The 14705-nt window shown below is 46.5% G+C and carries 9 protein-coding genes, 2 tRNA genes and 4 rRNA genes; all 15 read right to left on the bottom strand.

Features of this window, described 5'->3' with window-relative positions:
• Positions 1-124: 124 nt before the first annotated feature.
• A complete protein-coding gene (gene radA / locus NYR53_RS32435) occupies positions 125-1543 on the bottom strand; it encodes a DNA repair protein RadA (RefSeq protein WP_261303091.1) in 1419 nt (472 codons plus the stop codon).
• A 174-nt stretch (positions 1544-1717) separates the two neighbouring features.
• Complete coding sequence (gene clpC / locus NYR53_RS32440; protein ID WP_261303092.1) at positions 1718-4159, bottom strand: ATP-dependent protease ATP-binding subunit ClpC; 2442 nt, start codon at positions 4157-4159, stop codon at positions 1718-1720.
• Between the two features lie 93 nt (positions 4160-4252).
• A complete protein-coding gene (gene mcsB / locus NYR53_RS32445) occupies positions 4253-5272 on the bottom strand; it encodes a protein-arginine kinase McsB (protein ID WP_051253568.1) in 1020 nt (339 codons plus the stop codon).
• Between the two features lie 65 nt (positions 5273-5337).
• Positions 5338-5850 (bottom strand): protein-arginine kinase activator protein McsA, encoded by a 513-nt coding sequence (mcsA, locus tag NYR53_RS32450; RefSeq protein WP_056834210.1) that lies wholly within the window; start codon positions 5848-5850, stop codon positions 5338-5340.
• Positions 5851-5863: 13 nt separating this feature from the next.
• Complete coding sequence (locus NYR53_RS32455) at positions 5864-6325, bottom strand: CtsR family transcriptional regulator (RefSeq protein ID WP_029196492.1); 462 nt, start codon at positions 6323-6325, stop codon at positions 5864-5866.
• Positions 6326-6580: 255 nt separating this feature from the next.
• On the bottom strand, positions 6581-7483 hold the full coding sequence (locus tag NYR53_RS32460; RefSeq protein ID WP_261303093.1) for an SDR family oxidoreductase: 903 nt from the start codon (positions 7481-7483) through the stop codon (positions 6581-6583).
• Positions 7484-7669: 186 nt separating this feature from the next.
• A 5S ribosomal RNA gene (rrf, locus tag NYR53_RS32465) occupies positions 7670-7786 on the bottom strand.
• Between the two features lie 68 nt (positions 7787-7854).
• A 23S ribosomal RNA gene (locus NYR53_RS32470) occupies positions 7855-10772 on the bottom strand.
• A 215-nt stretch (positions 10773-10987) separates the two neighbouring features.
• A tRNA-Ala gene (locus NYR53_RS32475) sits at positions 10988-11063 on the bottom strand.
• A gap of 86 nt (positions 11064-11149) precedes the next feature.
• Positions 11150-11226 (bottom strand) — tRNA-Ile (locus NYR53_RS32480).
• Between the two features lie 79 nt (positions 11227-11305).
• Positions 11306-11422: ribosomal RNA gene (gene rrf, locus NYR53_RS32485) — 5S ribosomal RNA — on the bottom strand.
• Positions 11423-11547: 125 nt separating this feature from the next.
• Positions 11548-13089 (bottom strand): 16S ribosomal RNA (locus tag NYR53_RS32490).
• Together the 16S, 23S and 5S rRNA genes with 2 tRNA genes alongside form the textbook arrangement of a ribosomal RNA operon.
• Positions 13090-13392: 303 nt before the next feature.
• A complete protein-coding gene (locus NYR53_RS32495; protein ID WP_261306597.1) occupies positions 13393-13614 on the bottom strand; it encodes a pro-sigmaK processing inhibitor BofA family protein in 222 nt (73 codons plus the stop codon).
• 48 nt (positions 13615-13662) lie between these two features.
• Positions 13663-13950: a DUF2508 family protein gene (locus NYR53_RS32500; protein ID WP_261303094.1), complete on the bottom strand. Its 288-nt coding sequence runs from the start codon at positions 13948-13950 to the stop codon at positions 13663-13665.
• 134 nt (positions 13951-14084) lie between these two features.
• Entirely contained in the window at positions 14085-14681 is a 597-nt protein-coding gene (gene recR, locus NYR53_RS32505; protein WP_029197222.1) for a recombination mediator RecR, read from the bottom strand.
• Positions 14682-14705 lie beyond the last annotated feature (24 nt).

The following is a 14705-nucleotide window of genomic DNA, read 5'->3' on the forward strand; positions in this document are numbered from 1 at the left end:
CCTTTTAAAGAAGATGCTTCCAGCTTTTTCAAATAGTTATTCTGAAGAGATGATTTGCTCAACTTTGTACAAAGTTATTAAGAATTGGCTATACAGACACAAAAAAGACCCGCTATTTCAGGTCTTATGTCTCATCCCATGGTGCTTTCTGCTCTTTACCTTTGGAAGAAGAACCAAATACAGAGAATATGACTTGGCTCAATGTCTTGCATGGGATTACCTTAATTGTTTTGAAGGATGCTGTTGTTTTTAAAGCATTATGAGCTACATAGACCTTCTTAAAGCCCATTCGTTCAAGCTCTCTAATCCGCAGTTCCAATGTAGGGACTTTTTTCAACTCCCCTGTTAGACCAATATCAGCAATAAACACAGTATCGTTCGCAATACCCATATTTTTAAAAGAGGATACAATGCTCATGATTGCAGCTAAGTTGGACGATTGCTCTTTTAGTCGTATTCCGCCAGTGGTTTTTACAACAACATTTTTATCATGCAGGAGAATCCCCGCCCTTTGTTCCAAAATGCTTATTAAGGTATTTACGTGGTCCTTCTTAATGCATTCTGCGATTCGGCTTGGAAACGGCATAAAAGTTTGTGAAACGAGACTTTCTATTTCTAATATAATCGCTCTTGTGCCTTCTTTAATAACCGTTAAAGCACTACCGCTAACAATGTCATTGTCATCACGCTGTGTCATGAAAAATTCAGATGGATTATCAACAGGAATAAGTCCTGTCTCCTCCATAATGAAGAACCCTAGCTCCCCAGTACCAGAAAAGCGGTTCTTACTGGAATATAGTTGCTTTAACTCTTCCCCTTCCTCCCCTTCAAGGATAAGAACGGTATCTACCAAATGCTCCAATGCTCTCAAACCAGCTAGTTCATTATCTTTGGTCATCTGCCCAACCATGATAACTGCTCTTGGTCTATCTGCATTTTTCGCAATTTTTAATAGCGCTGTGGCGCATTCCATCGTTTGAGTGGGTGAACCAGGTCTAGAAGGGTATTCGTCCAGCACAAAGGTCTGAATACTATCAATTATGATTAAGTCGGGATCGACTTGTTCAATACAACCCAATACATTATTTAAGCTATTATCAGAATATACCCAAACATTATCATGAATACTTGGTAAGATTCGTTCTGCTCTTCGTTTGATTTGAGAGTCACTTTCCTCACCTGAAGCATACAGCACTTTTAGACCTTGCCTAGCTACATCATCACTAATTTGCATAAGTAAGGTCGATTTCCCCGCACCTGGAACGGCTGTAATGATGGTAATGGAATCTTTCACAATACCTCCACCCATCACACGATTAAACTCATTGTATTTTGTCGCAATTCGGTCACTATTCTGTGAAACTGTATCTGTTAACCGTTTGACGGTTATATTTTTCTTTGTCGTTATCGTCTTTTGATTACTTCCCGCACCAACTTCTGCTTCTTCAAGTACATTCCACTCACGACAACTACTGCACGAACCTTGCCATTTTGGATGCTCTTGACCGCAACTGGTACATTTATATATCGTTTTCTTTTTCATGTTGACGGCTCACTTCCCCTAGCATTTACAGTTCTATCATACATTTTTTTATACATTACTTGCATATTCGTTAAATTTTATCATTTTTACGAAGTCCATGAAAGGGTTCCGCAAAATTAAAAAGCATTTTGCTGCACCCTAGATAGGATGGAGCAAAATGCTTCTTTGCTTTCATTATTTCGTAGCTACGCCTTCGCCCCTCAAGACGACAAGTTCGCCGTCTTTTTCATCAATGGTTAAGGAGTCACCTTTGGCAATATTGCCTCTGAGAAGTTCCTCAGACAAGCGATCTTCGATGTGCTTCTGAATCGCTCTGCGCAGTGGTCTCGCTCCGTATGTCGGATCGAATCCTTCTTTGGCAAGGAACGTTTTCGCTTTGTCTGTTAGCAAGAAATCGACTTCTTGCTCTTTCAGGCGTTTGCGTAGATCATCGGCCATCAGGCTGACAATTTGCGCAATATGCGCTTCATCCAAGGAGTGGAACACGATAATTTCATCGATACGGTTAAGAAACTCAGGACGGAAGCTTTTTTTGAGCTCGCCCATTACTTTATCCTTCATATTGCTGTAATCTTTACCTGCATCGATAGCAGCCGTAAAGCCAAGCGAAGAATTCTTCTTAATCATCTCCGCGCCAACATTGGATGTCATGATAATCAATGTGTTGCGGAAATCAACCGTGCGTCCTTTGGAATCTGTTAAGCGACCATCTTCCAGCACTTGCAATAGAATGTTGAACACTTCTGGATGTGCTTTCTCGATCTCATCGAGCAATACGACCGAGTATGGCTTACGGCGTACTTTCTCAGTGAGTTGACCGCCTTCTTCGTACCCAACGTAACCTGGAGGCGCCCCTACTAATCTAGAAGTCGAGTGCTTTTCCATGTATTCCGACATATCAATTCGAACTACCGCGTTATCATCACCGAATAAAGATTCTGCTAAAGCTCGTGCTAATTCGGTTTTACCAACACCCGTTGGTCCTAGGAATATGAAGGAGCCCATTGGACGCTTCGGATCTTTCAGACCTGCTCTAGCGCGGCGAATGGCACGACTTACCGCTTTAACAGCTTCTTCCTGGCCAATGACACGCTCATGAAGGATATCTTCCATTTTGAGCAAACGCTCTGTTTCTTCTTCAGCAAGTTTACTTACCGGAATTCCTGTCCAGCTCGCCACAATTTGCGCGATATCATCTGGCGTTACTTCTGTGTCTAAGCGACCTTGCTTCTCTTTCCAATCATTCTTCGTTGTATCCAGCTCTTCGCGAAGCTTCTGCTCCGTATCACGAAGTCCAGCTGCTTTCTCGAACTCTTGACTTTGAACCGCAGCATCTTTCTCCTTACGAATGTTATCCAGCTTGCTTTCAAGTTGTTTCAATGAAGGCGGTGTTGTGTAAGAGCGCAGTCTTACTTTGGAACTCGCCTCATCGATCAAATCGATCGCTTTATCCGGTAAGAAACGGTCCGTAATGTAACGATCGGAAAGCTTTACAGCCTCTTGAATCGCAGCATCCGTAATTTTCACACGGTGATGAGCTTCATAGCGATCACGCAATCCATAAAGGATTTGAATAGCTTCCTCAGGAGATGGTTGATCTACCGTAATAGGTTGGAAACGACGCTCTAAAGCAGCATCTTTTTCAATATACTTACGATATTCATCCAACGTTGTAGCACCAATACATTGCAGCTCGCCTCTAGCTAGTGCCGGTTTCAAGATGTTGGAGGCATCAATTGCACCTTCAGCTCCGCCAGCACCAATCAAGGTGTGAAGCTCATCAATGAATAGTACGATATTGCCCGCTTGACGAATTTCGTCCATAATTTTTTTGAGACGGTCTTCGAACTCGCCGCGATACTTAGTCCCTGCTACAACAGAGCCCATATCGAGGGTCATTACCCTTTTATCCTTCAACGTTTCCGGAATTTCATTGTTAATAATTTTCTGAGCGAGGCCTTCAGCAATCGCTGTTTTACCAACGCCTGGCTCACCGATCAGTACCGGATTGTTCTTCGTTCTGCGGCTTAACACTTGAATAACACGCTCAATTTCTTTGCTGCGTCCAATCACAGGATCCAGATGACCCTCTTTGGCATACGCCGTCAAATCTCTCGCTAAACCATCTAGTGTAGGTGTGTTTACATTCGGATTACTACCATGACTTGGTGACACAGTCTCGCTGCTTCCAAGCAATTGAAGGACTTGTTGACGTGCTTTATTCAAAGAGACACCTAAGTTATTAAGGACTCTTGCAGCAACACCTTCTCCTTCGCGAATAAGTCCGAGTAAAATATGTTCAGTCCCCACATACGTGTGACCTAATTTTCTCGCTTCATCCATCGAAAGTTCAATGACCTTCTTCGCTCTAGGTGTATAAGCAATGTTGGTAGGCTGTTCTTGTCCTCTGCCAATCAGCGATTCAACTTCGTCTTGAATTTTCTCAAGACCTAAGCCCAAAGCAACGAGCGCTTTAGCGGCAATGCCTTCCCCTTCGCGAATAAGACCAAGTAAAATGTGCTCTGTGCCAATATTGTTATGCCCTAAACGAACAGCTTCTTCTTGAGCAAGAGAAAGCACCTTCTGCGCACGTTCCGTAAATCTTCCAAACATCATAGAGAACACCTCCAAAATTAGTATATCTATAGAAATCCTAAAGGATGAATCTAATATAGGGATCTTTAACGGAGTTAAAGTCTCTCCTCTTTCTTAAACCCTACCAAATCTTTCGCGTATCAATTCTGCCCTGCGTATGTCTCGCTCTTCGGCATTTAATTTCTCCCCGGCATATTGCTGAAGAAAACCAGGCTGTGTCATCACCAACAATTCATTCAAAACATTCGATGAGACGTTGTTGATAATCCCGAGGTCAATGCCAAGTCTTACATCAGATAAACGCTGCGCGGCCTCTTTCGAATCCATGATTCCCGCATAAGACAGAATGCCTAATGAACGGTTCACACGATCTATTATCCGCATTCGAGACTCTTGAATCAGCTTATGTCTCGCAGCACGTTCATGCTCTATAATTTGCCTTGCTACACTGTGCAAATTATCAATAATCTCATCTTCGGACTGGCCAAGTGTAATTTGATTCGATATTTGAAACAGATTTCCTAAAGCTTCGCTGCCTTCCCCGTATAATCCTCTAACTGTCAACCCAACTTGTGTAACCGCTGATAAAATCCGATTAATTTGTTGGCTTAGCACTAGCGCCGGTAAATGCATCATCACCGAAGCGCGGATACCGGTACCGACATTCGTAGGGCAGCTTGTTAAGTAGCCTCTCTTTTCGTCATACCCGTAATCCAGCTGTGTTTCAAAAATATCATCAATTTGGTTCGCCAAATCCCATACTTCTTTAATCTGAAAACCTGGACATAGACATTGTATGCGAAGATGATCCTCTTCGTTGATCATAATACTAATGGACTCATTTTCGCTTAAAATAACGGCGCCATTCCTGGACTCGTTAGCTAAATTGGGACTAATTAAATGCTTTTCTACCAGAACCATTCGTTCAAGCTCATTTAGATCCGATAGCGGTATGAGCGAAAAATTGCTTATCGTCTCCAACTCATCATTTTCAAGTACACCGGATAAATGATCCAGCACTTCTTGAGATTGTTGATTCGTCGCTAGCATTGGATAAGGGTAATCCCTAAGGTTGCGAGCAATACGGATCCGACTACTAATGACGATATCCGACTCAGGCCCTTCGCCTTTCATCCATTCGCTTAATGCATCTGCTGTAAACCGCTGTGATGTCACTGGATTCACACCTCCTTACAAACTCACATACCCGCAATTTTCTTCTCAATTTCACGAATTTGATCACGAATCTTTGCTGCCTGTTCGAACTCTTCTTGTTCGATACAGGTCATCATATCCTTCTTGAGCGTATCAATTTCTCGCTTACATTGGATGATGCCACCACTTCGTTTGGGCACTTTTCCAACGTGAACGATATTGCCATGCACCCTTTTAAAGAGAGGATCTAACTTATCTGAAAAGCTTTGATAGCAGGATCCGCAACCAAACCGTCCTAATTTACTAAACTGAGAATACGTAAGGCCACAGCTCTCACAACGGATCGCCTGAGACTTTGCAGCGGATAGAGATGACGGTTCGAAATCAAGTAATCCTGATAACAGATTGTGAATCGAAAATCCGTTGGATGTTCCGGGAATCATTTCGCCCTTCTCACGAGCGCAATTCTCACAAATGTGGAACTCGTTCTTGTCTCCATTCACAATCTTGGTAAAATGAAGAGTCGCCGGTCGTTTCCCGCATTCCTGACAAATCATTTCATATGCCTCCTTATCTGCTAAGCAAGGATATCAGCATTGCTTTAAGAATCTTGGCCCGAATTTCATCGCGCAGCGGGAGCTTGAAGGTCAACACATCTCTCGAAATTGCGGCCCGAATCAGGTTAGCTTCTCGTGTTGAAATATAGTGGCCTTCCTGCAGCTGGTATACGAGTCCTTCTGAAGTAACTTGATCAATGTGCGTATGAATCGTGCGAAAAATGTGGTCTAAAATGGACCCGTGACTTTTAAGCTCGATTTTTTGGATACGAATGTATCCACCGCCGCCGCGCTTGCTTTCCACAATGTACCCTTTTTCCAAGGTAAACCTTGTACTTATCACATAATTGATTTGGGAAGGCACACATTGGAACTGGTCAGCCAGATCATTACGTTGAATCTCGATAGCCCCTTCGGAACTCTGCTGCAGAACATGTTTTAAATACTGTTCAATAATTTCTGATACGTTGCGCATCAATTCGTCCTCCCAGATTGCCAGAAGTAAATTGACTTTGACTTTCTTTGACCTTAACTAGATTATAATCATTTCCTTTCTTTTTGACAAGTACTGCTCTTTTTAAAATAATCTACCGTCATAAATATGACTTTTTGCTTTACGCGTCAGAGAACTGACCGACTTTCGACCTACTCACAGTATTCACAAAAATACCCCTACTTAACGTAAGGGCATGTTCCAATTAATTCTTTTTTTGCGATCGGAGTTGATCACTTAGGATTGAATCTGTTCTGCACTAGTTTTCCACAGTTGCTTTGCTGCTTTTAGGTCCTGTGCCGCCTCGGATGGATTCTTCAATTGTTTATCTACGTAGTAGCTTCCATTAGGGCCAGTGATGCTAGAGGAATCTGCCAGCCAAACTAAGGTTTCAGCTCCTTTTTCCGGGGTGCGGGAAAATAACTTCATAACTGCCATTGTCATACGAGCCATGAGTCCATTGTTCTGATTAAAATTTGTAGCGACTAATCCAGGATCGTAGCAGTGGGCAGTGACACCTGTGCCATCTAGACGACGCCCCAGCTCAGCGGTGAACAAGATATTAGCAAGCTTGGTTTGAGCATATCGCAAAGTGGGGCCCCCCATCAACTTCTTCATCGTCTTATAAAGACGTTCGGCACTTATATCATCGAACTCAAGTCCCTTCTTGGCCATCTTGTGTCCATGAGATGCCGTTGTGATGATTCGGGCAGATCCGCATTCCTTCAATCGTTCAAGAAGTAATGTCGTTAACAGGAAAGGCCCTAGGTGATTTACTGCCCAAGTCATCTCTATTCCGTCGCCAGTCAGCTGCCGTGTTTCGAAAAGGGCGCCCGCATTATTGATAAGGACATCGATTCTTGGGCATTTTGATAAAATCTCGTCAACCACCTTACGGAGCGATTGCTGAGAAGACATGTCAGCTAAAAACACATCAATTTTGGTGCTTCCGCCAACATAAGCTTGAATCTGAGTAATCGCGTCATTCGCCTTTGCGTTGTTACGCGCAAGAATCCCCAAATTTGCACCTCGTGCCGCGAGTTCTTTAGCCGCGGCAAAACCAATACCGCTAGTTGCACCTGTGATTAGCACATATTTACCTTTTACCGACCAATTGGAGTTCGTTGTCATTTTATCCATGTTTATATCTCCTTACTATTTTTATTGTTAAATGAATGGTTCATTCATTATTAGTTTATGATGGTTTCCTATATCTGTCAAGTGGTCTCGCTAATAAAAATTTGACTTTTGATCGCCCCAACAGTATTAAGTTCAACACAACAAAAAAGCCTTCTTGAGATTTCTCTCAAAAAGGCTTTATCTTGTGCTTGGCAACGTTCTACTCTCCCAGAACCCTGCGGTTCAAGTACCATCGACGCTGGAGGGCTTAACGGTCGTGTTCGAGATGGGAACGCGTGGGTCCCCTCCGCCATCATCACCAAACAGTCAAAGCGTGGTTTGCGCCTTGAAAACTAGATACGAAACGTGCGTAAAGTGAACATTTAGGGTTTGTGGTTAAGCCCTCGACCGATTAGTATTCGTCAGCTGCATGCATTGCTGCACTTCCACCTCGAACCTATCAACCTCGTCGTCTACAAGGGGTCTTACATACTGGGAAATCTCATCTTGAGGGGGGCTTCGCGCTTAGATGCTTTCAGCGCTTATCCCCTCCGTACATAGCTACCCAGCGATGCCTCTGGCGAGACAACTGGTACACCAGCGGTACGTCCATCCCGGTCCTCTCGTACTAAGGACAGCTCCTCTCAAATTTCCTACGCCCGCGACAGATAGGGACCGAACTGTCTCACGACGTTCTGAACCCAGCTCGCGTACCGCTTTAATGGGCGAACAGCCCAACCCTTGGGACCTACTTCAGCCCCAGGATGCGATGAGCCGACATCGAGGTGCCAAACCTCCCCGTCGATGTGGACTCTTGGGGGAGATAAGCCTGTTATCCCCAGGGTAGCTTTTATCCGTTGAGCGATGGCCCTTCCATTCGGTACCACCGGATCACTAAGTCCGACTTTCGTCCCTGCTCGACTTGTAGGTCTCGCAGTCAAGCTCCCTTATGCCTTTGCACTCTGCGAATGATTTCCAACCATTCTGAGGGAACCTTTAAACGCCTCCGTTACATTTTAGGAGGCGACCGCCCCAGTCAAACTGCCCACCTGACACTGTCCCCATACCGGATTACGGTACCAGGTTAGAACTCCGATACGATCAGGGTGGTATCCCAACGGCGCCTCCACCCAAGCTGGCGCTCAGGCTTCAAAGGCTCCCACCTATCCTGTACAGATCGTACCAAAGTCCAATATCAAGCTGCAGTAAAGCTCCATGGGGTCTTTCCGTCTTGTCGCGGGTAACCTGCATCTTCACAGGTATTAAAATTTCACCGGATCTCTCGTTGAGACAGCGCCCAAGTCGTTACGCCATTCGTGCGGGTCAGAATTTACCTGACAAGGAATTTCGCTACCTTAGGACCGTTATAGTTACGGCCGCCGTTTACTGGGGCTTCAATTCATAGCTTCGGGTTTAACCCCTAACCACTCCTCTTAACCTTCCAGCACCGGGCAGGCGTCAGCCCGTATACTTCGCCTTGCGGCTTCGCACAGACCTGTGTTTTTGCTAAACAGTCGCTTGGGCCTTTTCACTGCGGCCCCCTCGGGCTATTCACCCTACCGAGGCACCCCTTCTCCCGAAGTTACGGGGTCATTTTGCCGAGTTCCTTAACGAGAGTTCTTCCGCGCGCCTTAGAATTCTCTTCTCACCCACCTGTGTCGGTTTGCGGTACGGGCACCTTCGCCTGGCTAGAAGCTTTTCTTGGCAGTGTGAACTCATGACCTTCGGTACTTAAAGTTTCCCTCCCCATCACAGCCCAGCCTTACGGTTAGCGGATTTGCCTACTAACCAGCCTCACTGCTTGGACGAGCATCCATCAGCTCGCGTCACTATCCTTCTGCGTCACTCCATCGCTCATAACGGCTACGGTGGTACAGGAATTTCCACCTGTTGTCCATCGACTACGCCTTTCGGCCTCGCCTTAGGTCCCGACTTACCCTGAGCGGACGAGCCTTCCTCAGGAACCCTTAGGTTTTCGGCGGATCAGATTCTCACTGATCTTTTCGTTACTTATACCGGCATTCTCACTTGTATGCGCTCCACCTGTCCTTACGGTCAGAATTCAACGTACATACAACGCTCCCCTACCCATGCACATACGTGCAAGCCATAGCTTCGGTGGCGTGTTTAGCCCCGTTACATTTTCGGCGCAGAGTCACTCGACCAGTGAGCTATTACGCACTCTTTCAATGGTGGCTGCTTCTAAGCCAACATCCTGGTTGTCTGTGCAACTCCACATCCTTTCCCACTTAACACACACTTGGGGACCTTAGCTGATGGTCTGGGCTGTTTCCCTTTTGACAATGGATCTTAGCACTCACTGTCTGACTCCCGGATTTAAGTTTGTGGCATTCAGAGTTTGACTGGACTTGGTAACCCTTGGCGGGCCCCGCACCCAATCAGTGCTTTACCTCCACAACTCCACATCCGAGGCTAGCCCTAAAGCTATTTCGGGGAGAACCAGCTATCTCCGAGAACGATTGGAATTTCTCCGCTACCCCCACCTCATCCCCGCATTTTTCAAAATGCGTGGGTTCGGGCCTCCAGTGAGTGTTACCTCACCTTCACCCTGGACAGGGGTAGATCACACGGTTTCGGGTCTACGTCCACGTACTCAAGCGCCCTATTCAGACTCGCTTTCGCTGCGGCTCCGCCTTTTCAGCTTAACCTCGCACGGGAACGTAACTCGCCGGTTCATTCTACAAAAGGCACGCCATCACCCATATAGAGGGCTCTGACTTCTTGTAAGCACACGGTTTCAGGTTCTTTTTCACTCCGCTTCCGCGGTGCTTTTCACCTTTCCCTCACGGTACTGCTTCACTATCGGTCACTAGGGAGTATTTAGCCTTGGCAGATGGTCCTGCCGGATTCCGACGGGGTTTCACGTGACCCGCCGTACTCAGGATACCTCTAGGGGTTTCGTTCGATTTTGGCTACAGGGCTTTTACCTTCTATGCCGGACCTTTCCAGATCTCTTCGCCTACCGAACTAACCCCACATCGAGGTCCTACAACCCCAAGGAGCAAGCTCCTTGGTTTGGGCTATTCCGCTTTCGCTCGCCGCTACTGACGGAATCACTTTTGTTTTCTTTTCCTCCAGGTACTTAGATGTTTCAGTTCCCTGGGTATGCCTCTACTATTGCTATGTATTCACAATAGAGTAACTGCGCATTACCACAGCTGGGTTCCCCCATTCGGACATCCCCGGATCAAAGCCTGCTTACGGCTCCCCGAGGCATTTCGTCGTTCGCCACGTCCTTCTTCGGCTCCTAGTGCCTAGGCATCCTCCGTGTGCTCTTTCTAGCTTAACCTAGAAAAAAACATTTGAAAATTTCGCAAGATCCGAAGATCATGCTACCTAAGTTCTTACTTTACGTTTTGTTTCGTTATCTAGTTTTCAAGGAACAACTGTAATCTGTGATTCGCATTTCTTTGCCCTATTTCAGCGGCGAAAGTTATCTTATCACATCTTATTGCCTCATTTCAAGTCGAAATTTCTTGGAAATTTCTATCTTAAAATGATGAATGGTGGAGCCAAGCGGGATCGAACCGCTGACCTCCTGCTTGCAAGGCAGGCGCTCTCCCAGCTGAGCTATGGCCCCATACTTTACCCCAAAAAGTGAAGTATGGCTTCGAGGATTATTCCGAGTACTTTCCGGGGGCCCCGATACTTACTTATGAAGTTAAATGGTGGGCCCTAGTGGACTCGAACCACCGACCTCACCCTTATCAGGGGTGCGCTCTAACCAGCTGAGCTAAGGGCCCTTAATGAGAAACTTCCCAAAATAAAAACCCACCTACAAGCTTTCGAAGAAAGCTTTCTTCGAAAGCTTGACGTGGGCTCGCTTGGCAACGTTCTACTCTCCCAGAACCCTGCGGTTCAAGTACCATCGACGCTGGAGGGCTTAACGGTCGTGTTCGAGATGGGAACGCGTGGGTCCCCTCCGCCATCATCACCAAACGAGTGCAACATGGTGTTAACCATCCTGCAGAAAGAGGCTTGCTCTTTCAAAACTGAACACGAGTGAGTAAGCTTGTTGTATCCGAAGATACTTGACTGGATCTATCAGATCCGAGTCTCCATAGAAAGGAGGTGATCCAGCCGCACCTTCCGATACGGCTACCTTGTTACGACTTCACCCCAATCATCTACCCCACCTTCGGCGGCTGGCTCCCTTGCGGGTTACCCCACCGACTTCGGGTGTTGTAAACTCTCGTGGTGTGACGGGCGGTGTGTACAAGACCCGGGAACGTATTCACCGCGGCATGCTGATCCGCGATTACTAGCAATTCCGACTTCATGCAGGCGAGTTGCAGCCTGCAATCCGAACTGAGATCGGCTTATAAGGATTGGCTCCACCTCGCGGCTTCGCTTCCCGTTGTACCGACCATTGTAGTACGTGTGTAGCCCAGGTCATAAGGGGCATGATGATTTGACGTCATCCCCACCTTCCTCCGGTTTGTCACCGGCAGTCATCTTAGAGTGCCCACCCAAAGTGCTGGCAACTAAGATCAAGGGTTGCGCTCGTTGCGGGACTTAACCCAACATCTCACGACACGAGCTGACGACAACCATGCACCACCTGTCTCCTCTGTCCCGAAGGCCTACGATATCTCTACCGTATTCAGAGGGATGTCAAGACCTGGTAAGGTTCTTCGCGTTGCTTCGAATTAAACCACATACTCCACTGCTTGTGCGGGTCCCCGTCAATTCCTTTGAGTTTCACTCTTGCGAGCGTACTCCCCAGGCGGCATACTTACTGTGTTAACTTCGGCACCGAGGAATCGAATCCCCAACACCTAGTATGCATCGTTTACGGCGTGGACTACCAGGGTATCTAATCCTGTTTGCTCCCCACGCTTTCGCGCCTCAGCGTCAGTTATAGGCCAGAAAGTCGCCTTCGCCACTGGTGTTCCTCCACATCTCTACGCATTTCACCGCTACACGTGGAATTCCACTTTCCTCTCCTACACTCAAGTCAACCAGTTTTGGATGCGAACCGGGGTTGAGCCCCGGGCTTAAACACCCAACTTAATTGACCGCCTGCGCGCGCTTTACGCCCAATAATTCCGGACAACGCTTGCCCCCTACGTATTACCGCGGCTGCTGGCACGTAGTTAGCCGGGGCTTTCTTCTCCTATACCGTCACACAAAAGGCAGTTACTCCTCTTGCTGTTCGTCTAGGGCAACAGAGCTTTACGATCCGAAAACCTTCATCACTCACGCGGCGTTGCTCCGTCAGACTTGCGTCCATTGCGGAAGATTCCCTACTGCTGCCTCCCGTAGGAGTCTGGGCCGTGTCTCAGTCCCAGTGTGGCCGTTCACCCTCTCAGGTCGGCTACGCATCGTCGCCTTGGTGAGCCGTTACCTCACCAACTAGCTAATGCGCCGCAGGCCCATCTATAAGCCACAGATTGCTCCGTGTTTCATAATTCTCTCATGCGAGAAAACCAGTTATCCGGTCTTAGCTATCGTTTCCGATAGTTATCCCGATCTTATAGGCAGGTTACCTACGTGTTACTCACCCGTCCGCCGCTAACTTATCCCGAAGGATAAATCCGCTCGACTTGCATGTATTAGGCACGCCGCCAGCGTTCGTCCTGAGCCAGGATCAAACTCTCCATAATAGTTAAAACTATTTGAAAGCTTAATTGCTCATTTGCGTTGCTAGCGAGATTTTGCAATCTCTTTTTTGAACGATTTCTCGTTCGCGCTTACTCACTCGTTGTTCAGTTTTCAAAGATCAATCATACAGTTCGTCCTACTCTCTTTCGAAAGCCGGAAGACCAATATAACACACTGACATTTCTTTTGCAACTTGTTTTTCTCAAGTTACTTGTTTATCCCCGCATGTCTCAGCGGCAACTTTTATAAGATACCACAGATGCTGCAGCCGAGTCAATACATGATTTACTTGAATGATCTTCCATCTAGAGCAAAGTCAATTTTAAACCTACAAGAAGTAAGACCCCAGGAATCCCTAGAATAGTAACCGTCCCTAGAGTGACCGTATTTATTGGGAGTTCAAATTGTGTATAGGTACTCAATAAGTTCAATGAATATAAGAGAAATGCTGCAACAACAACATTCAGCCCTAGTGCAGATAACACCCTCCCTCCGCCGCGACTGCGAAATATCAGGAACACTAGCATGAGAGATGAGAGTATGAGCACCCCCCAAATGACATATTTAAGATACACCTACTTCACCTCCATTAACCGGTCACTGTCAATTAGACTTACCCCTAGCTTTTTGGCTTGTTTGATGAGCATTTCAAATCTTTTTTCTGCGGCTTCCATCGCATAGATAGCATAATCAATTTGATCCTTGTCCAAAGCAAACTCAAAGTGTGCTTGAGCCGCTACCCATGTCTCATGAGCTGTACGGATCTCTTGGATCAGCATCTGCTTGTCCTTTTTCAGTTCTTCTTGAGCGGTTTTTGTCTTTGGGCTCTTCAGCCCGTACTTTCCTAATAAAGCTGGTCGCACAAGCAAACCTCCATTCCTCATATAACCGGATTGATTTATCCATATGGGAAAAAAGGTGTTTTTAGAACTTCATGCATACTTTTTGTGCAGCAAAAAAGAGAGCTTTGCAGCTCCCCGATTATGATGCAGCTTATTTATAATTCCCTGCGCCCTTCCATGGCTTTGGTCAGAGTCACCTCATCGGCATATTCCAAATCTCCGCCCACCGGCAGCCCGTGCGCGATACGCGTAACCCGGAGACCGAAAGGTTTGATTAGCCTGGATAAGTACATGGCAGTAGCTTCTCCCTCGATATTGGGATTAGTGGCCAGAATTAATTCCTGCACCGTTTCATCACCCAAACGTTTGAGTAATTCAGCGATATGAATTTGATCCGGTCCAATCCCCTCCATCGGGGAAATCGCTCCATGCAGCACGTGGTAGTATCCTTCGAATTCTTTGGTACGTTCCAAAGCAACCAAATCCTTAGGTTCTTGTACGACACAAATGACGGAACCGTCCCTACTCTTATCTTGACAGATGCGGCAGGGATCAACGTCCGTAATGTTACAACAGACGGAACAATAGTGAAGGTTCCGTTTCACATTGACAAGCGCCTTCGCGAAGTCAATCACTTCTTCTTCTTTCATGCGAAGGACGTGAAAAGCTAGGCGACCTGCCGTTTTGGGACCTACCCCCGGTAGACGGGAGAAAGCATCGATTAACTTAGCTATCGGTTCGGGGTAATACAAAGGAAGACTCCTTCATCATTCAGA

Source organism: Paenibacillus andongensis (genome assembly GCF_025369935.1).
In the GTDB taxonomy this organism is placed as follows: domain Bacteria; phylum Bacillota; class Bacilli; order Paenibacillales; family NBRC-103111; genus Paenibacillus_E; species Paenibacillus_E andongensis.